The organism is Mycoplasma sp. CSL10166 (genome assembly GCF_017116885.1).
Classification (GTDB): domain Bacteria; phylum Bacillota_I; class Bacilli_A; order Mycoplasmatales; family Metamycoplasmataceae; genus Mycoplasmopsis.
Window position 1 is genome coordinate 233,839 of sequence record NZ_JAFIRF010000001.1, and the last position, 20,204, is coordinate 254,042.

General features: G+C 26.6%; 19 protein-coding genes, 2 tRNA genes and 1 other RNA gene. 17 read left to right on the top strand and 5 right to left on the bottom strand.

Going from position 1 to position 20,204, the window contains the following annotated elements; genetic code table 4:
* Window positions 1-79: 79 nt before the first annotated feature.
* Window positions 80-364, bottom strand: an RNA gene (gene rnpB, locus JXZ93_RS00970) — RNase P RNA component class B.
* A gap of 106 nt (window positions 365-470) precedes the next feature.
* On the opposite strand from rnpB, the gene rpsT reads away from it, so the two are divergent.
* From rpsT to aspS, 8 genes are all read left to right on the top strand, one after another.
* Window positions 471-737 carry a 30S ribosomal protein S20 gene (rpsT, locus tag JXZ93_RS00975; protein ID WP_205852311.1) on the top strand — a complete coding sequence of 89 codons (267 nt, stop codon included), beginning with the start codon at window positions 471-473 and terminating at the stop codon, window positions 735-737.
* 143 nt (window positions 738-880) lie between these two features.
* On the top strand, window positions 881-1,495 hold the full coding sequence (gmk, locus tag JXZ93_RS00980) for a guanylate kinase (protein WP_205852466.1): 615 nt from the start codon (window positions 881-883) through the stop codon (window positions 1,493-1,495).
* Window positions 1,488-2,249 (top strand): PP2C family serine/threonine-protein phosphatase, encoded by a 762-nt coding sequence (locus JXZ93_RS00985; RefSeq protein ID WP_205852313.1) that lies wholly within the window; start codon window positions 1,488-1,490, stop codon window positions 2,247-2,249. The genes gmk and JXZ93_RS00985 overlap by 8 nt, the downstream gene beginning before the upstream one ends.
* Window positions 2,242-3,261: a serine/threonine-protein kinase gene (locus tag JXZ93_RS00990; RefSeq protein WP_205852314.1), complete on the top strand. Its 1,020-nt coding sequence runs from the start codon at window positions 2,242-2,244 to the stop codon at window positions 3,259-3,261. Before JXZ93_RS00985 ends, JXZ93_RS00990 begins: the two co-directional genes overlap by 8 nt.
* A gap of 1 nt (window position 3,262) precedes the next feature.
* Window positions 3,263-4,096 (top strand): ribosome small subunit-dependent GTPase A, encoded by an 834-nt coding sequence (gene rsgA, locus JXZ93_RS00995; protein ID WP_205852467.1) that lies wholly within the window; start codon window positions 3,263-3,265, stop codon window positions 4,094-4,096.
* Window positions 4,097-4,106: 10 nt separating this feature from the next.
* Window positions 4,107-4,778, top strand: coding sequence for a ribulose-phosphate 3-epimerase (locus JXZ93_RS01000; RefSeq protein ID WP_205852316.1), 672 nt, complete (start codon window positions 4,107-4,109; stop codon window positions 4,776-4,778).
* A 120-nt stretch (window positions 4,779-4,898) separates the two neighbouring features.
* Window positions 4,899-6,251, top strand: coding sequence for a histidine--tRNA ligase (gene hisS, locus JXZ93_RS01005; RefSeq protein WP_205852468.1), 1,353 nt, complete (start codon window positions 4,899-4,901; stop codon window positions 6,249-6,251).
* Entirely contained in the window at window positions 6,244-7,959 is a 1,716-nt protein-coding gene (aspS, locus tag JXZ93_RS01010; RefSeq protein ID WP_205852469.1) for an aspartate--tRNA ligase, read from the top strand. Before hisS ends, aspS begins: the two co-directional genes overlap by 8 nt.
* 72 nt (window positions 7,960-8,031) lie before the next feature.
* On the opposite strand, the gene JXZ93_RS01015 is transcribed toward aspS, so the two are convergent.
* Both JXZ93_RS01015 and JXZ93_RS01020 read right to left on the bottom strand, forming a co-directional pair.
* Window positions 8,032-8,108: transfer RNA gene (locus JXZ93_RS01015), tRNA-Arg, on the bottom strand.
* A 28-nt stretch (window positions 8,109-8,136) separates the two neighbouring features.
* Window positions 8,137-8,211 (bottom strand) — tRNA-Cys (locus JXZ93_RS01020).
* A gap of 278 nt (window positions 8,212-8,489) precedes the next feature.
* Between JXZ93_RS01020 and JXZ93_RS01025 the strand changes: the two genes are divergently transcribed.
* Window positions 8,490-9,872: a hypothetical protein gene (locus tag JXZ93_RS01025; RefSeq protein WP_205852470.1), complete on the top strand. Its 1,383-nt coding sequence runs from the start codon at window positions 8,490-8,492 to the stop codon at window positions 9,870-9,872.
* Between the two features lie 24 nt (window positions 9,873-9,896).
* On the opposite strand, the gene JXZ93_RS01030 is transcribed toward JXZ93_RS01025, so the two are convergent.
* The gene (locus JXZ93_RS01030; RefSeq protein ID WP_205852321.1) at window positions 9,897-10,427 is read right to left on the bottom strand and encodes a PTS glucose transporter subunit IIA; all 531 of its coding nucleotides are present in this window, start codon (window positions 10,425-10,427) and stop codon (window positions 9,897-9,899) included.
* Window positions 10,428-10,620: 193 nt separating this feature from the next.
* On the opposite strand from JXZ93_RS01030, the gene mnmA reads away from it, so the two are divergent.
* The 7 genes from mnmA to pnuC all read left to right on the top strand — a co-directional run bounded on the left by mnmA (window position 10,621) and on the right by pnuC (window position 18,158).
* Window positions 10,621-11,745, top strand: coding sequence for a tRNA 2-thiouridine(34) synthase MnmA (gene mnmA / locus JXZ93_RS01035; RefSeq protein WP_205852471.1), 1,125 nt, complete (start codon window positions 10,621-10,623; stop codon window positions 11,743-11,745).
* Window positions 11,746-11,761: 16 nt separating this feature from the next.
* A complete protein-coding gene (gene alaS / locus JXZ93_RS01040) occupies window positions 11,762-14,386 on the top strand; it encodes an alanine--tRNA ligase (protein WP_205852472.1) in 2,625 nt (874 codons plus the stop codon).
* A complete protein-coding gene (gene ruvX, locus JXZ93_RS01045; RefSeq protein WP_205852324.1) occupies window positions 14,374-14,805 on the top strand; it encodes a Holliday junction resolvase RuvX in 432 nt (143 codons plus the stop codon). The genes alaS and ruvX overlap by 13 nt, the downstream gene beginning before the upstream one ends.
* Window positions 14,806-14,808: 3 nt before the next feature.
* Entirely contained in the window at window positions 14,809-15,468 is a 660-nt protein-coding gene (locus JXZ93_RS01050; protein WP_205852325.1) for a BC85_0335 family putative methyltransferase, read from the top strand.
* Window positions 15,469-15,510: 42 nt separating this feature from the next.
* Window positions 15,511-15,996 (top strand): transcription elongation factor GreA, encoded by a 486-nt coding sequence (gene greA, locus JXZ93_RS01055; RefSeq protein ID WP_205852326.1) that lies wholly within the window; start codon window positions 15,511-15,513, stop codon window positions 15,994-15,996.
* Window positions 15,997-16,047: 51 nt separating this feature from the next.
* Entirely contained in the window at window positions 16,048-16,593 is a 546-nt protein-coding gene (hpt, locus tag JXZ93_RS01060) for a hypoxanthine phosphoribosyltransferase (RefSeq protein ID WP_205852473.1), read from the top strand.
* Between the two features lie 89 nt (window positions 16,594-16,682).
* Window positions 16,683-18,158: a nicotinamide riboside transporter PnuC gene (gene pnuC / locus JXZ93_RS01065; protein ID WP_205852474.1), complete on the top strand. Its 1,476-nt coding sequence runs from the start codon at window positions 16,683-16,685 to the stop codon at window positions 18,156-18,158.
* Between the two features lie 25 nt (window positions 18,159-18,183).
* Here pnuC and pip read toward each other — a convergent pair whose 3' ends face one another.
* A complete protein-coding gene (gene pip / locus JXZ93_RS01070) occupies window positions 18,184-19,116 on the bottom strand; it encodes a prolyl aminopeptidase (protein WP_205852329.1) in 933 nt (310 codons plus the stop codon).
* Window positions 19,117-19,213: 97 nt separating this feature from the next.
* Between pip and JXZ93_RS01075 the strand changes: the two genes are divergently transcribed.
* A complete protein-coding gene (locus tag JXZ93_RS01075; RefSeq protein ID WP_205852475.1) occupies window positions 19,214-20,191 on the top strand; it encodes an aspartate--ammonia ligase in 978 nt (325 codons plus the stop codon).
* Window positions 20,192-20,204: the final 13 nt, after the last annotated feature.

Below are 20,204 nucleotides of genomic sequence, written 5' to 3' on the forward strand. Positions count from 1 at the left end.
TTTTATATTCATAATTGTATTATAATGAAGAAAAAAAACAACTAAAAAATAAAAAAACACCATTCAATAGGTGTTTTTGCAAAATAAGCCGTGTTCTGTACTTTAAAATATTAAAGTGCTGATAATTTATCTAACATATCATAAGATATATTTCGCAAAATTGTTCATTTTCTATTTGCGATTCCCCTACCAAATTTGGGTTTCTAGCTCACGGAGTTTACCGCGTTTCACAATTCTCGTCTCTGTGGCACTTGTCGTCTATGCTTAAGCTTATTTGGCTTAACGTGATCACTACTAACATCTCAGTTAGTGCTAGCACGGACTTTCCTCTACCATTCATAATGGCAGCTATCAGCTATTGCACAATTAAGTATAGCATAATAAAATTTATAATTTATTTAATTCTTTAAAAAATTTATTATAATATATTAGATTTTTCAATGAAAAACAATGAAAAAGGGAGGTTCAATATGGCAAATATTAAATCTAAAATTAAGAGTATAGCTAAGATGGAAGCAGCAAGAGTTAAAAATGCCGCTATGAAATCACGTGTTAAAACAGCTATACGTAAAGCTAGAGAAGCAGTTTTAGCTAATGATGCTAAAGCTAGTGAATTTGTTAATAAGGCACACCAAGTTATTGCTAAAGCAGTTTCTAAAGGTGTTTTCCACAAAAACAAAGGTGCTAGAAAACGTTCTCGTTTAGATGAATTTGTATTAAAAAATTCAAATAAATAATTCTATTATTTAAATTCAACTTTTGTTGAATTTTTTTTATTTTTTAGATTAAAAAACCTTTAAAATAATATATTTTTTTGGTAAAAATATCAATTAAAATTTTAAGGTTTTTTATTTCGTAAAAATGTTATAATTATAGAAATATGAATAAGAAAAATACGAGTAAATTATGCCCTATTATTATCTTTTCAGGGCCTAGTGGAGTTGGTAAAGGTACAATAGAAAGATTGTTATTTGAATTTGATGAGTTGAATTTATCTCTTTCTTGCTCTGCTACAACTAGAAAACCTAGAAATGGTGAATTAAATGGAGTTCACTATTATTTTCTTGACGTGGATACTTTTAGAGATAAAATTAAAAATCGTAAATTTATTGAATTTTCTTATCATTTAAATAATTACTATGGTACTCTGTATTCTGAATTAGATAAAATACATAATAAAAATAAAATACCAATGTTAGAAATAGAGACAACCGGTGTAAGACAAATAATAAATAAACTTTCACACCATTCCTTTAATAATAAATATAAATTAATTACAATTTTTGTTGCTCCACCTTCTATGGAAGATCTTAGAAGAAGAATTTTGATTCGTGGATCAGAAAACTCAAAAACCTTAAAGGATAGATTGTTAAAAGCTGAAATCGAAGTTTCTGAAGCAGATGAACTTTATAAGTATAAAATAATTAATGACATTCCCGAGAGAGCAGCTAATGAAATTAGGGAAATATTACATAAGGAGTTAGAACTTGATTAAAGAATATTTTTCAATTAGCGAAAAAGGAAATGTTCGAGAAAATAACGAAGATAAAGTTGAAGTATTCGGAAACGAATACTTCACTTTTGCTATATTGTGTGATGGTATGGGTGGGCACGATTTTGGTGAAATAGCTTCAGCTGTTACTATAACAACAATTAAAACTAACTTTATAAATTATTTTAAATATATTAATTCAGTTGAAACTAAAAACTTTTTTATCGAAGCAATAAATAAAGTTAAAATAGAATTTAAAAATATCGCTAATTTGGATATTTCGAAATCCAACATGGGAACAACTTTTGTTGGTGTTTTATATGTCAAAAAAGAAAATAAAATCTTCATTTTTAACATAGGTGACTCGAGAGCATATTTTTTAGACATCTTTGGAAACTTAACTCAAATAACTGAAGACCAAAATTATGGAAATTTATTACTTAAAGGCACAAAAAAAGAAATTGATTTAGATGTTAATTACACTTGAAAATATTTAACAAGCAGCATAGGTATAAACATGCCTACAACGATTCAATTTTTTGAGTTTAATACCGATAAAGTTGATATACTCACTAAAGTATTGTTGACCTCAGATGGTTTGCACGATTATGTTGATAAAGGAGATATTGAGTCTATTTTAAAAAAGGATAAACAATTGAGTCAAATAGCGAATACGTTGCTTGAAAAAGCTAAAATTAACGAATCAGATGATAATATGAGTTTAATACTTTTAGATTTCGGGGTTAAAAATGAATAGTAGTAATGATGAAACAATTAAAAGAACTGGTATAAGACCAGATTCTAAAATCAATGAAAAATATAAAATAATAAGATCTATTGGTAGCGGTGGTATGGGATCAGTTTTTCAAGTTAGAGTAAAAAATAGCGAAAAAAATATATCCTATGCTCTCAAATTCTTAAATAATATAGGTAATTCAATTTCAAGGGAAAGATTTAGAAACGAAGTGCAACTCTTAAAAAAAATAAATCATAAGCACATTCCTAAAATAATTGAAGATTATGAGGATGATTTTGAAAGTTATTATGTTATGGAATATATAGATGGAGAAACATTATATTCACTACTCAAAAAAACCAAAAGAATATCTATACATTTAGCTAATAATTATATTAGACAAATTGCCGAAACTTTAGGTGAATTACATTCTAGAAACATAATACATCGTGATTTAAAGTCACAAAATATTATGATTTCTAAAGATCATGACGTAAAAATTTTAGATTTAGGAATATCTGTATCTAGAGATACTAAAAAACTAACTAGGGAAAATTCGGTTGTTTGTTCTCCTTATTATGCTGCCCCTGAATTTTTAAATCCTAAATTGAAAAAAACAAAAGCGGTTGATATCTATAGTTTAGGTATTTTATATTTTGAAATGTTGACTGGAAATTATCCTTTTTCAGGAAAGACAGATGTCGAAACTATATTAATGCATAGAGATAAAGAATTTCCTGAACCTACTAAGTTTGTTGATTTACCAAATTCTGTTAGAAATATAATAATAAAGGCGACTGCTAAAGATCCTAAGGATAGATATAATGATGTTTGAGAATTTAGAAAAGATGTTAAAACTTCTTTAAATGAAGAGAGAAAAATCGAGAAATTAATTTCTATTAAGACGATTAAGCCTAAAAAAACTATAGAAGGATTCATCAATTCTCCAATTTTTCTTGGTGTTTCTTTGTTGCTTATTATTGTTTCTATATTAGTTGTAGTAATTTTGTTGAAAGTTTGAAATTTAATATAATATGCAAAAATTTATAGTACATGGAGTTGTTGCTGGCATTTATGAGTTATTTAAAGATAATAAAATAATCAAATTACCAGCAGCAGGAAGATTAAGGTATCAAGGAAAAAATCCTTTGGTTGGTGATAGGGTTATTGTTAAAGAAAACCAAATTGTAGATATTCTAGAGAGAAAAAACGAGTTAGTAAGACCTAAAGTTGCGAATATTGATAGAATTTTTATTTTTATGTCTATAGTAGAACCTAGTTTTAGCACATTTTTAATTGATAAATATATGTCTATTATTGAAAATAAAAATATTGAACCAATTCTATGCATTACTAAAATTGATTTAAATAATAATGAATCGAATAAGTACAAAGAAATTTACAAAAATATGGGCTATAAAGTTATTTTAGTTGATAATAACAACTTAAATATTGAACAATTTCACAATTTATTTAAAGGGAAATATTCGGTTTTTATGGGGCAAAGTGGAGTTGGGAAAACTACAACAATAAACAATCTTGGTGGATTTAATTTTGAAACAAATATTATTTCAAAATCTCTTGGTAGAGGAAAACATACTACTCGAGAGGTTCGCGCAATTCCATTACAAGAAGGCTTTTTGATTGACACTCCAGGTTTTTCATCGCTAAATTTAAACTTATCTCCAATTGAATTAGCACAAAGTTATAAAGTTTTTAGAGAACTTTCAAAAACATGTAAATATCGTAGCTGTTTACATGTTTATGAAAATTTTAAAGATTGCGCAATAAAACAAAATATAGATAACATAAAAATCACTGAAGAAAGATATAATAATTATTTAAAATTACAAAACGAAGTCAAATAAAGGAGAAAAAATGAAAAAATATGTTACACCTAGTTTGTTAAATGTAAATCCTGAAGAAAGATTGCAAATGGCAAATAAATTGATTGAAGAAGGAATACGATGAGTTCATTATGATGTAATGGATGGAAAATTTGTCGAAAATACCGCAATAACTGTTGAAGAAATTAAAAATATTAATAAAAATGGTAAAGGTCATATAAAAGATGCTCATTTAATGGTAGTTAATCCATATGATTATGTAGAAAAGTTGAAAAATGATGTTGATATTTTAACATTTCATTACGAGGCAATTGAAGATGATTTGGATAAATTTGATAATTTCTTAACTACAAATAAACACGAATTAAAAATTGGGTTAGCTATAAAACCCGACACACCCGTTGATTTAATTGAAAAATTTTTAGATAGACTTGCTTTAGTTTTGGTTATGTCTGTAGAACCGGGTAAAGGAGGTCAAAAATTTATTGATTCATCATTAGTTAAGATTTCACAATTGAAAAATATTAGACTTACTAATTTTTATGATTTCTTAATTCAAGTTGATGGCGGAATTAATGATTCAACAGGTCCTAAAGCCTTTAAAAAAGGTGCGGATGCGTGTGTTGCAGGAACATTTTTGATAAAAAATCCAACAAAAAATACAATTAACTCCATTTTAGGTAAAAAGTATTTTCAAAACTAATGATCTATTATAAATAGATCCTTTTTATTTTAAATTTTAATTTAATAATTTTTAAATCAAAATAATATAAAATATATATAAATTAAATACATCATAAATTCAGTTTATTAAAGGAGAAAAATGATTAATAAAATAAAAGGAACAAAAGATTATAATTTTTTAGAGTTTGACATTAAACATATGATAACTTTAATATTTGAGGATATAGTTATAAAACATGGTTTTAACTTTGTTGAAACACCTATTATTGAATATAAAAATCTTTTTGTTCGTTCGATGCAAGAATCAGAAATTGTAAATAAAGAAATATATGAATTTAAGGACAAATCTGAGCGCGAAATTTCATTACGTCCAGAAGGAACCGCACCTTTTGTTCGTGCCTATATTGAAAACAAATGACAACAAGATACTATTCAAAAATTCGCATATATTCAGCCTATGTTTAGATATGAGCAGCCACAAAAAGGTAGATATCGTCAGTTTTATCAAGCGGGAATCGAACATGTTGGCGAAAAATGTTATTTAAAAGACGCTGAAGCTATAATTGTTGCACATGAAATTTTAGAATATCTAGAAGTTGAACATAAAATTTTGATAAACACAATCGGAGATAAAGAGTCACGAAAAAAATATGAACTTGCATTAGTAGAATATTTTAAAAAACATCTAAATGAATTAAGTGAAGTTTCGCAAAAAAGAGTTTCAACTGGCAAAGTACTTAGAATTTTAGATGATAAGAACGATTCGAAGAAAGATGTTGTAATAAAAGCTCCTAAAATTTATAATTATTTAACCGAAGATTCAAAAGAATATTTTAAAAAATTAAAAGATACTTTAGATAGATTCGGTATAGAATATGAAGTTTCTCCACAACTTGTTCGTGGTTTAGATTATTATGACGAAACAGTTTTTGAATTAGTATCTACTAGCGAAATGTCCGGTTCACAATCTACTCTAATCGGAGGTGGAAGATACTCTAATTTAATTCATGAATTGGGTGGTCCAAAAGACTTATCGAGCATAGGTTTTGGTATGGGAGTTGATCGAGTTATTGATGTCATTAGAAATAAATATATTGAAAGAACTAATTTTAACGAAGAGATAAATTATGTTGATGTTTTTGTTTCTAGTTCATTAGGTGGACAAAGTAAAAATCAATTATTTGATTTAACATATAAACATTTAGTGCAGGTGTTGAATAATGTTCATTTTGAGTATTCGACATTAAAACCAAAAAAAGTTTTCGAGAAAGCAAAGAAACGTAATGCAAGTATTTTGATTTATGATGATATTAAAAACGAAGAAAATTTATTAACTGCAAAAAACTTACAAACTAATGATAAAATAATATTTTCATTTAATAACCAAGGAATAGCTGATTTACTAAGATTTATCGAAGAATGTGATATTTCTGATTTAGATGTTAACAATATTGAGAATTATATTGAGGAGAACCTACTTAAAGATGAATAAGACAATTAAAAATAATGAGTTAAGATTGACTGATGTAGACAAAGAAGTCGTTTTATATGGTTGAGTTGCTAATAAACGTAAATTTGGTGAGTTGAGTTTTGTTGATCTAAGAGATAAACACGGCATCACACAATTAGTATTTAAAGGTGATATAAAATTTAATAAAGAAAGTGTTTTAAAAGTTAAAGGTATTGTAGTTGAAAGAAAGGATAAAAATCCTAACTTAGAAACAGGAGATATTGAAATTAACGTTTTAGAATATGAAGTTTTATCTTTATCTAAAGAACAATTACCTTTTCAAATCAGAGATGATATTGACACAAAAGAAGAATTGAGACTTAAATATCGCTTTTTAGATTTAAGAAGACCTATAATGCAAAAAACAATTGCAGTTAGAAATAAATTTATTTTTGCCATTAGAGAATACTTACAAAACATAGATTTTACTGAAATAGAAACTCCGATTTTATCTAAAGCAACTCCTGAAGGTGCACGTGATTTTTTAGTTCCAACACGTAATTATAGTTCTTTTTATGCTTTACCGCAAAGTCCTCAGTTATTTAAACAATTATTAATGATATCCGGATTTGAAAAATACTTCCAAATAGCACGTTGTTTTAGAGATGAAGATTCACGTAAAGATAGACAACCTGAATTTACACAATTAGACATTGAAACAAGTTTTTTAGATGTAGAAACATTTCAAGGACATATTGAAAAAATGTTTCAATATGCATTTAAGAAAGTTTTAAATATTGATTTAAAAATACCTTTTGATCGCGTCGAATATGATCAATGTATTAGAGATTATGGTTCAGATAAACCTGACTTTAGATTTGATAATAAGATTGTAGACGTTAAAGAATTTTTTGAAGGCTCTGATTTTAACATTATTTCAAGCGCTGAATCTGTTAGAATGTTAAAAATTGATGAATTAATCAATAAAAAAGATCATAAAAAATTAGAAGAAATAGCAAAGAAAAATAAGGCAAATGCTCTATTTTATTTTGTTGTAGAAAACAATCGAATATTATTAACTAATTTTGCTTCTAAATCTCAAGAACATGTAGATAAATTAATTAATTCACAAAACAATAAAGATGGTTCATATTTTATCGTTGCTAACAAATATGAAAATGCTTCACAAGCATTAGGGGCATTACGTGTAGAATTAAATTCTTGATTTAATTGAGCTAATGAAGATGAATTTAATTTTAAATGAGTAGTTAAATTCCCTATGTTTGAATATAGTGAAGAAAACGATTCATGAGCTGCTGCACATCACCCATTTACACAGTTCGATCACTCTTTAGAAGAAATAGATAAAATGGATAAATCACTTATTAAGGCAAAAAGTTATGACTTAGTAATGAACGGATTCGAATTAGGTTCCGGGTCCGCTAGAATACATCAAAAGGAAGTTCAAGAAAAGATGTTTGACTTAATTAATCTAACAAAAGAACAACAACAAGCTAAGTTCGGATTCTTCTTAAAAGCATTAGAATATGGAGTTCCACCACATTGTGGAATTGGTTTAGGAATCGATCGTATTATTATGTTAATTACAAAACATAAAACAATTAGAGATGTTATTGCGTTTCCTAAAAATTCAAGAAATGAAGATTTGTTCACCGAAGCACCTTCAGGTGTTGATGAAGAACAATTAAATGAATTATTTTTACAAACAAAACCAGCAAAACAAAATTAATTATAAAATCAAAAAAAATCTCTATGAAATTTAGTAATCATAGAGATTTTTAATTTGGTGAAATAAATCAAATGGCGCGCCCGGCAGGAGTCGAACCCGCAACCTTTAGGGCCGTAACCTAACACTCTGTCCAATTGAGCTACGGGCGCTTTTTTTAATACTAATATAATTAAATTTTGGAGGCACCAACGGGATTCGAACCCGTAATCAAAGTTTTGCAGACTCATGCCTTGGCCATTTGGCTATGGTGCCGTTTAAATAATTAGCAAGATTATTATATAACATTTTTTAAATTTATAAAATAAATAATTTTATATTAATTTTAAGTGGTTTTCAATTTTATTTTCGAAAAGTTTATTTTCATAAAATAAAATTGAATATTTAAATGTTTTTTATTAAATTAAATAAAAGATTTAAATATTTTTCATTATCAAAAAAACATATTAGTGGTTAAAGATGCATAAAAATATTGCTAAAACATCATTTTTATATAATTTCTATGAAAAAGTAAGAAGGGAAAAGTAATCAAAATGAAAATAAAATTTAAAAATATATTACTAGTTTCGACAATTTTAACGGCGGCAACACCTTTAAGTATTTCTTGTTCTAGTCAGCAAAATGACAAAAAGGTTGATAAAACAAATGCAAGCGAAACAAACATCGAAAAAACTAATGAAACAAATGCAAGCGAAACAAACATCGAAAAAACTAATGAAACAAATGCAAGCGAAACAAACAGTGAAAAAACTAATGAAACAAATAATTCTTCAAATGGCGTAACCAATGAAGAATCTATGATAACTGAATTTTTATCATTAAAAGATGAAACGAAATTTAGAGAAATGGTTGTTAATTATTACAAAGAAAAGAAACCTAAAAACGTTGAAGAGACCGGAATTTTAATTCAAGGCTATAATTTACATAAAGATGAAAACAAAAATAATGGTGCACCTTTTTATGGTTTAAAAGGTATGAGCGACAGCGAAAATAATATAATTTTTGTAATTAAAGATGGTCTTAATGTTAATGATTTTGAGTTAATCAAAAAAGACCCTGAATCAGTGATTAAAAAGGATGACCAAAATAAAAAATGATTGATTAACATAAAATTAAAATACAAAAATGTCGATAAGATTCAAACATTTGAAATATCATTTGGTAACGAAATTGAAGAAACAAAAAATATAATTTCAAACGAAGCAAATGAGGGTAGTTCAAACGAAAGTGCCGGTACAGGAAATTCATCTTCAGAAACTACAACAACAGAACCAAACGAGGGTAGTGAAAACGGAAGTTCAGGCGCAGAAAATACTCCTGCAACCACAACAACAGAAACAGGCGATGGTAGTGTCTCAAACGAAAGTGCTGGTACAGAAAGTTCACCTGAAACTACAACAACTAAACCAAACGAGGGTAGCGCAAACGAAAGTGCTGGTACAGAAAGTACTCCTGCAACCACAACAACAGAAACAGGCGATGGTAGTGTCTCAAACGAAAGCGCCGGTACAGAAAGTTCATCCGAAACTACAACAACAGAAATTTCGAAAGATTCTAAAGAAGAAAGTACAATAATAGAAGGAACAGAAGAAGAAAGAACTAAATATTTTGAGTTAGATAAAGAAAAGTTTTATTTAAAGTATAAAGAAAAATCATCTGATAAAAAATCTGTAAATAAAATGCAACTTTATAAAGTTGGTAGCAACTCCTTTTATGGTGTAAAAGGAGGAGGAAACGGAAAAGATAATAGAATTTTACTTTTAAAATCCGACACAGATTCAAGTGTAACATTTAAAAGCAATAAAAAGATAGATTTATCAAAAGAAGGAAATAAATTTATTTTTACAGTTATTCTTTTGGTTAATAATGAACAAAAGTCATTTAAATTTGAAATTGAAGAAAAAACTGATAATTAAAAAAGAGCGGTGGCTCTTTTTTAATTATTCAACATTAACTACAGGTTGTAACATTTCTAATTTATCACCTGTTTTGTAATTATTTAAAATATTCAATGTATTTGTGTTTGATTCTGGTAGAACTACAACCATTGTTGTTGTATCTAAATTATTTTCATTTAATACATCAAGATTAACGCTAACAAGAGGTTGACCTTTAGAAACAGAATCGCCAACATTTACCAAGGTTTCAAAACCTTTACCATCTAAACCAACAGTTTCAATACCTATATGAATTAATACATTTATCCCTTTGTCGTTTACTATACCTATGGCGTGCTTTGAAGGGAAAACTAATTTAATTGAACCATCAATTGGTGAAAGAATATCAATTAAACCTTCTTTTTCTTCTAATTCTACTGCAAAACCATTACCCATTGCTAATGAACTAAAGGCGGGATCTTTAACATCAGTTAATTTAACATATTTCCCGTTTGCTACAGGGTATAATTCTGTTAATTTAGATTCGTTTTTTTCTTCAAATTTGCTAAATATTTTCTTTAATTTTTCAAACATAAATATCCTTTCTAATGATTAACTATTATACATTTTTAATTACTTTTTAATTCTATTGAATAAAATATTTAAAAAAATATTTTTATAATTAATTTTTTGATATTAAAAAAGTAAGTTTTTTATTATAATTTAAATAATATTATTATTTTATAATAAATTTAGATTTTTTATAAAATCTTTGAAACGAGGCTAAATGAATAAAAAAAATATTAAAGTTGTAATTGGTATGAGTGGTGGTGTTGATTCATCAGTTGCTGCGTATTTATTAAAAAAAGAAGGTTACGATGTTGAAGGTTTATTCATGCGTAATTGAGATTCAATAGTTAATAATGATATTTTAGGTAATAAAGAAATAAATAATGAAATTTGTACACAAGAAATGGATTATCATGATGCTCAGCTAGTTGCAGATAAGTTAGGCATTAAATTACATAGAGTAGATTTTGTTGCAGAGTATTGAAATAATGTTTTTCAAAACTTTATCGATGAATATAAAAAAGGAAGAACTCCAAACCCAGATATTTTGTGTAATAAATTCATAAAATTTAACGCATTTGCTAAGTATGCATTTAGTGTTTTAAAAGCAGATTATATTGCCATGGGACACTATGCGCATGTATTGGATGGTCGTTTGTATAGAGCTAAAGATCAAAACAAAGATCAAACTTATTTTTTATCACAATTAACACACGAGCAACTTAAGAAAGTTAAAATGCCATTGTGGAATTTAGAAAAAACTGAAATAAGAGAAATTGCTAAGGAGCAAAATTTAGCAACTGCATCCAAAAAAGATTCTACTGGTATTTGTTTTATTGGTGAACGTAATTTTACTCAATTTTTGCAAAATTACATTCCTGCTCAAAGTGGAGATATAATTGATATAACTACTCAAAAAGTTGTTGGAAAACATGTAGGTTCTTTTTATTACACAATTGGACAACGTAAGGGATTAAATTTAGGCGGTATGAGCGAACCATATTATGTTTGTGGTAGAGATGTTCGTAAAAATATAATATTTGTAGCACCTAACTCTAGACCTGAATTTTTAGAGTCCGATGCATTAATAGCTTCTGGTTACACATTTAACCATGATGATTATAATTTAGATAATTTAACAGCAAAATTTAGATATAGACAAGTAGATGTTCCTGTGAGGTTAGAAATTTTAGATGAAACAAGAATAAAAGTTTATTATCCACAAAAATCGCTTGCTGTTACACCTGGACAACAAGTTGTTTTATACGATGGAGAAAAATGCATTGGTGGTGCAACAATAGATGAAATTTATATCGATGATAAAAAAATCGAATATATTTAAAAGTTAAGAGGTTAATATGAATTCAAAATTAATTAGAGAAAAATGACTTAGTTTTTTTGAGTCAAAAGGTCATTTTATACAACCTTCAAAAAGTTTGGTTCCTCAAAATGATCCATCACTTTTATGAGTTAATAGTGGTGTAGCTACTTTAAAAGATTATTTTTCTGGAAAAAAAATACCACCTTCAAAGAGAATTGCTAACTCACAGAAATCAATTCGTACAAATGATATCGAAAATGTTGGTATTACAGCAAGACACCATACTTTTTTTGAAATGTTAGGGAACTTTTCTATTGGTGATTATTTTAAAAAAGAGGCAATTGAATTTGCGGCTGAATTTTTAATTAATGAATTGAAGTTAGAAAAGGACAAATTATACTTTACCTACTATTTTGAAGATTTAGAAACTAAAAAAATATGAATTGAACAAGGTTTTGATGAATCACATATGATACCCGGGGATAAAGATACTAATTTTTGAGAAGTTGGTTCTGGACCTTGTGGCCCTAATACAGAGATTTTTTATGATCGTGGTGAAAAATATGATTCAAGAGGAATTGAATTACTTAAAGAAGATTTAGAAAACGATAGATACATTGAAATTTGAAATATAGTTTTTTCAACTTTTAATTCTGACGGAAATGGTAATTATACCGAATTAAAACAAAAAAATATTGATACTGGTGCTGGTTTAGAACGTATAGTATCAATATTACAAGATGCACCAACCAATTTTGATACTGATTTATTTTTACCGATAATTCATAAAATAGAAGAGTATACAACTCAAAAATATGTTATTGAAAATTATTTTGATAAAGATCCTATTCAAACAGAAATTAATACTAATTTTAAAATAATTGCAGATCACATGAGAACTGTTGTTAACGCTCTTGCTGATGGTGCTAAACCTTCAAATACTGGTCGTGGTTATATCTTAAGAAGATTAATTAGACGTAGTTCTTACAAAGCAATTTCGCTTGGTATAAATGATTTATTTTTATATAAATTAGTTAAAGTTGTTAAAGAAACTTTACCTTTTGAGTATGAGACAAAAAGAATTGAAGAAATTATTAAACAAGAAGAAATAACTTTCTTAAAAACAATTGATAATGGTAAAAAATTATTAGATAAATACATAGATGAGAATGTTAAAGTGTTTCCTGGTGATGTTGCTTTTAAACTTTTTGAAACATACGGATTTCCAATTGAGTTAACAACAGAAATTCTTGAACAAAAAAATATTTCTATTGAAACAGAATCGTTTGAAGAAGCCAAATTAAAACATTCAGAAGCAAGCAAACACTCTAAAGTGTCTGGTATGGATAAAGTTATTAACTCATTAACAATAATTAAATCAAAAGTAGATAAATTTATTGGTTATACTAATCTTGAATCAGAAAGCAATATTTTGTATTTGTTAAATACTGAAAACGAAATAGATTATTCAGACCAAATAAGCTATGTCGTATTGGATGAAACTCCTTTTTACGCAACAAGTGGTGGTCAAAAACATGATAGAGGTTACATACAACAAGGTAATAATAAAATTTTAATTTTAGATGTATTTAAAGATAAATTCGGGAATCACATTCATAAAGTAGAAGGTACAATAGATAAAAAAATACCAGTACACTGTTATGTAGATCCTGTAATTAGACTAGGATTAGAAAGAAACCATTCAGGTACACACTTATTATTCCGTGCTTTAAGAGAGGTTTTAGGAAATGAAGTTAAACAGTTAGGTAGTGATAACAATGAAGAAAGATTAACTTTTGACTTACCTTCTGAAACTAAACCTACCGAAGAACAAATAGAAAGAGTTGAAGAGTTAGTGCGTAGTTTTATTGCTCAAAAGGCTAATCGTGAATATTTAATGATGTCTACAGAGCAAGCTAAACAAATGGGTGCAATCATGACATTAGAAGAAAATGAATATATGGATCCTAATTTTGTAAGAATTGTTGAATTTGAAAACATAACTGCCGATTTATGTGGTGGGACACACTTATCTAACACAGAGAAGCTTGAAAACTTTAAAATAACTAATGTTGAGAAAAAGGCGGCAGGAGTTTATAGAATTAGAGCAATTTCTTCAAATTTATTAGTTGATGAGTTTTTAGAGGACCAAAAAAATCAACTTATTGTTGAAGTTGATAACTTAATAGAACGTAATGCAAAGTTGGATTCTAATTATCAATTCAACCTAGAAATACCTGATGATAATGAAGATGCTATTAAATATTTAAAAAATATAAGCAATTTAATACGTAACGATTATGTTTCTATAATGAAGAAACAAGAAAATGATTTTAGTTTTGATTTTGATAATATAGAAAAAGAAATCATAGATAATAAAGAGTTGATTTATTTAGAAGATATCGATAAAAAAACAATTAAGAATATCGGAACAACTTTAAGAGAAAAAAATATTAATTCTTTAGTTATTGCAATTTCTGATGATTCTAATCCTATGTTAGTAGTTTCATCAAAAAAATATGATTCAAAATATATTGCAACTCAAATTTTTGATAAATTTAACGGAAAAGGTGGTGGAAATTCTATTTTAACAATGGGGAAAATAGAAACAAAAGATAAAGTTAAAGGCTTTGTAATTGAAAGTTTAAAATGAGAAAATTAGGGTTAGATTTAGGGACAAAATCCTGTGGTTTCGCAATTACCGATGAGAGTGAAATAATTTCTTCATCAATTGAAAATTTTATGTTTGAAGAAAATAATTTTAATTTAGTAATTGAAAGAATAAAGTATTATCTATCCATTTATAAAATAGATGGTTTTGTGTTAGGTTATCCTCTTAAAATAAGCGGAGATAAAAGCGACAGAACTTTAATGGTTGAAAAATTTAAAATTTTACTTGAGAAAAATTTTGAAATTCCAGTCATGCTCGTTAATGAACAATATTCTACAAAAAGAGCTAAAGAAATTTTAAAACAAGGTGGCTTAAATACTACAAAAAGTAAAAAATATAAAGATAGTTTAGCGGCCCAAATTATCTTAAACGATTATTTAGATTATTACAAGCATAAGTGAGGTAAATAATTAATGACTTGAACACCTACTAATATTGGTTTAGCTATCTCTGCAGTTGTTGTATTTATAATAGGAATAGTGGTTTATGTAGGTATTAATATTTGAGCAAAAAAAATCAGAAATAATTTTATCAATAAATCTAGACAAGAAACATTAATTAAAATTGAAAGTTTAAGAAACGATATTGGAACTTTACCTTTTGAATTAAAAGATAAATTAAAATCCAAAACAGATGATTTAGATATTGAAGGTATTATTAATACTGTTTATCTGAATAAATATCAAGATGTGTTGGTTATTTCTGAAAATGATATTTTTCCTAACATAGCAATAAGCGAAAAAACTACAGCCAAAAACTATTATTTAATTAACAATTTTGATTTTGATAAATTTACAAAAATTAGAGATAATAATCCCGAAGATGTTACAAAACCACTTTTTCTTTATAATAATGAATTATTAGATTTAATAGTAGTTTTTAAGGAAAATAAAAATATTTTCGATTTATATAAAGATTATTTTAATAAATTAAATAAAGATGGAATGTTAGTTTTTAATTTAAAAAAAATAAAGAATTCTGAAATTAATAATTTAATTAATGAATTAAAAACTAAAAATATAAAATATGAAGTTTCATACATAACTAATAAATATCTTTTTATTGTTAAATAAACTTTATTGTATAATAATATTAATAATTAGAGGAGTTTCCAGATGAATGATGATAAAAAAATAATTTACTTATCAATTGAAAAGTATAATGAGTATAAAAAAGAGTATGAACAATTAATTAATGTTGAACGTAAATCTGTGCAAGAAGCTTTAAAAGAAGCTCGTGCACAAGGTGACTTGTCAGAAAATGCTGAGTATGATGCGGCAAGAGAAAGACAAGGTATTGTTGAAGCTCGTATTTCAGAATTAGAAAATATTTTAGATAATTCTAAAATTATAGAGTCTAACTCAGATAAACAAGATAATAGAATTGGTATAAATTCACAAGTTACATTTTTGATTTTAGAAAAAAATGAAACAAAAACTGTTATGATTACAGGTTCACACGACGCAGATCCGTTTCAAAATAAAATTTCAACATTTAGCCCATTGGCGGTTGCTATGTTGAACCATGAAATTGGTGATGAGGTTGAAGTTGAAGGTGTTAAGAAATTTACAATTAAAATTATGGATGTTAAACACTTATAATATAAAGTCGTATTTTAATATGGCTTTTTTTATAAAAAGAAAGGATATAAAATGAATAAACACCCAAAAATAAAGAAGATATTATTTGATGAAGAATTTGTAAATAATAAAATAAAAGAAGTTGCAAAATGAGTTAATCAAACTTACAAAGATAGCGAAAATTTAATAATAGTAGCCTTATTAAAAGGTTCTATTCCCTTTTTAGCCGAATTAATTAAACATGTTAATGTTGATCATGAAATCGATTTTATAACAGCAAGCAGTTATAGTGGCCATCACGCTTCTAGTGGAAGTGTTAAAATCATTATGGATTTAGCTCAAGACATAAAAGGTAAAGATGTTTTGATAGTTGAAGATATTATAGATAGTGGTATTACACTTGATAAAATAAAAAAAATGCTGTTAAATCGTGAGCCAAAGACTTTTAAAATAGCAACTTTAATGGATAAACCACAAAATCGTAAAGTTAATTTAAAGGCAGATTGTTATGGGTTTGCAGTACCTAATGAATTTTTGGTAGGTTTTGGACTTGATTATCAGGAAAAATTTAGAAATTTACCATACATCGGAATACTAGATGAAAAATATATAAAATAATTATTAGAAATTAGCATAAAAAACATTTTTTTATCAAATAAACCCGTTTTTTATGCTTTTTTACCTTTTTATAGTATAATAATTTAATTATGTATATAAATATAATTAAAAGGATAATTGTAGCAATAATTATAATATTTTTAGGGTTTAACACTTTATATTCGTTTGACTACAAAACATGAATATGAGAGTTTGGTAGTGTATGGCAAAAGGTGATTGGTGTTAGCGTTTCACTTTCTGCACTATTGGGAGTATTATCTGTTATTGCTTTTTCTAATCATAAAAAAATAGGGTATCCGCTAGGTATTCTTAATGCATTATTATTTTCATTATTTGCGTTTTCTTTTAAAATACCATTAGATGCTTTTATCAACTTATTTATCTATATACCGATATTAATTTTTACCTATTTTAAAACAACAAGAATTATTAAGAATAATAAAAACTTCGAATTTTTTAGATCTAATATTTATTCAACCACTTTTTTTGTTTTTTTAACAATTTTGATGAGCGTATTATTCTATTATGTAACTCCGTTATTGCACGAAGAAATATTAATTTTACTAAATCAATTTGATAAGACACAAATATATGGAACAAACTTTAACTATTATCAAGCGGCAATAATATTAAATTCTCTAATTAACGCATTATCAATTATAGCGTTAATTATGATGCTTTTAGGTTTTAGAGATTCATGACCAGTTTGAATCCTTAAAAATATACTTTCTTTCATTTTTTTTGGAGGAGTAGGGTTTTTAAATTGGACAACTATGATAATTAATATTATTTATATGTTATTATCAATTTATTTCTACTTAGTAACAACTAATAAACAAAATGTAAAAATTGCATTTATTGGAACAAGTGGTAGCGGTAAAGAAGTACTTATAGATAAATTAAATCCTTATTTTAACTATAATAAATTTACTAAATTCGAAGATTTTAAGGAAAACTCACAAGAGTACATAGATTATATAAATAACCTTAAAACTAATAGTTATAAATTTCATAAGGATATCTTTAGACGCAGATTAAAAGAAATTAAAAAGATGCAAGTTAATACAATTAATATAATGGATGGACACATGATTGAAGATTTTATTTATCCAGAAATTAATATTAAGTTAAACAACTTTTCAAGTAAACAAAAGTGATATTGAAAATTTTGAAAATTGAAATACCTAGTCTCTCTTGCGTTGCAAGAAAAATTAGATTATATATTTGTCATAACTAAGGATTTTAAAACAACTAATATAAATCGCTTGTTTGGAGTTGAAAACGCAACTACCGAATTAGAAAGAGCTAGATGAAGTGCCGAAATTAATAATACTCATTTTTTTAAAGAAGTTCATAATTTTTATTTAACTGACAATAATTTATCTCCTTATTTATTAAATTTAGTTAAGAAGTACTCAAAAAATGTTGTTCATATACACAACACAAACGCTGATGTTGCATCGGGTATTATAATCAATAAAATAGACATACTAATCAATAAAAAAACTTCGTCTAATATTAAAAAAATTATCTTTAATTTAAAAAAATTTTTCAAATTCAAATAATAAAAAATATCTAGTTGAAATATAACTAGATATTTTTTAAAATTTCCATTATTTTATTTCAAATAGGGGGTTCGCTTGTTGAGTGGCTAGCTGAATCTACTAGGTATAATTTTGAATTTTTAATTTTTTTATGTAATAAATATGCACCAATTGGTCTACAATCAATATCTTGTCTTCCATGAACTATATAAGTTGGTATTGACGATAGTTTGTGTGCATTTTCTAAAATATAATTATCACTTTCTAAAAAGCTTTTATTAACAAAATAATGAGTTTCCATTAGAGCAATTGCTCTATTATTATCAATTTGATCTTGTGTTAAATTTGCTAGTGGAACAAAGGTTTTAATCGAAACAAGAGCACTTTCTCAATTTGAAAAAGTTGTTGCAACTTTGTTTAATTTATTGATGTCTACTTCGTTTTTAAGTGCGTAATAATATTTTTCTAAATTATTTTTACCCGGATATTTTAGTATTATATTTTTATATTCTTCATATAAATCAGGGTAAAAGTCACTTGCTCCGTTCTCTTCGTATAAATAGTCAACATCTTCCTGACGCCCTAAAAATACCGCTCTTAATAATATTTGACTAACATTATTTGTGTATTTAAGCGCATACATTAAACTTAATGTAGTTCCTCAACTACCACCAAATAGCATTATTTTTCCCAATTGTAGATGATTTCTTAATTTTTCGATATCATCAACTAACTCGTTTGTGTTATTTTCTTGTAGTTCTAAAAAAGGTGTACTTAATCCGCATCCACGTTGATCCATAAATATAATCATAAATTTATTTTGGTCAAATAATTCTAAAAGTTTATAATGACTACCACCACCTGGTCCGCCGTGTACTACAAAAACAGGTTTTCCTTTTAAATTCCCATATATTTTATAATGAATTTTATGTAAACTAGATACATTTAAAAAGTAAGATTTATTTGTTTCAATTTTCATTTTTCTCCCTTGCAATCATGCATATTAATTATTTTTGTATATGTGATTACACTATATAATATTATATATAAAACAAAATTAGGATAAAAGGAAATATATGTATAAGTCAAAATTAAATATAAGAGAAACTCAAAGTGCTATTCAAGATCTGAAAGCACATTTTCAAGAAGGTCTTAAAAAAGAGTTAAATTTAACAAGAGCAACTGCCCCATTATTTGTTTCTAAAAAATCCGGATTAAATGATGGTTTAAGCGGAGAAGCTCCGGTTAAATTTTTACCAAAAGATTCAACAACAGAATTACAAATAGTCCACTCACTTGCAAAATGAAAAAGACAAGCTTTATTTGACTATCATTTCGAAACATACGAAGGTTTATATACAGATATGAATGCAATTAGACGTGAAGAAGATTTAGATGATACCCATTCATATTATGTTGATCAATGAGATTGAGAAAAAATAATTACTGCTAAAGATAGAAATGTTAATTTTTTAAAAAATATTGTTAATAAAATTTACAACTGTGTAAAAGAAACAAAAAAATATATTAATGAAAAATATAATTTGCAAGAAGTTTTTGCAAACGATGTATTTTTCGTTAGTTCACAAGAATTGGAAAATATGTTTCCTAATTTAACTCCTGAACAAAGGGAAAATGAGTTAGCAAGAGAAAAAGGCACTATTTTTGTTTATCAAATTGGTTGACCTATGATGTCTGGAGTAGTTCAATCTAAAAGAGCATTTGACTATGATGATTGAAAATTAAATGGAGATTTAATAATTTATGCTCCTTGAAAAAATAAAGCAATAGAATTGTCGTCTATGGGTATACGTGTGGATAAAGATTCTATAATAGCTCAATCAAAAATGAGTGAAGAAGAAGTTAAATCCATTTCAGAGTTCCACAAAGGTATAGTAGAAAACACTTTACCACTCACAATTGGTGGTGGAATTGGTCAAAGTAGACTAAGTATGTTAATGCTAGAAAAACAACATATTGGTGAAGTACAGTCATCATACTGACCAAAAGAAATGAAAGAAGAACTAAAAAAAGAAAACATTCATTTATTATAAAAAAAACGAACAA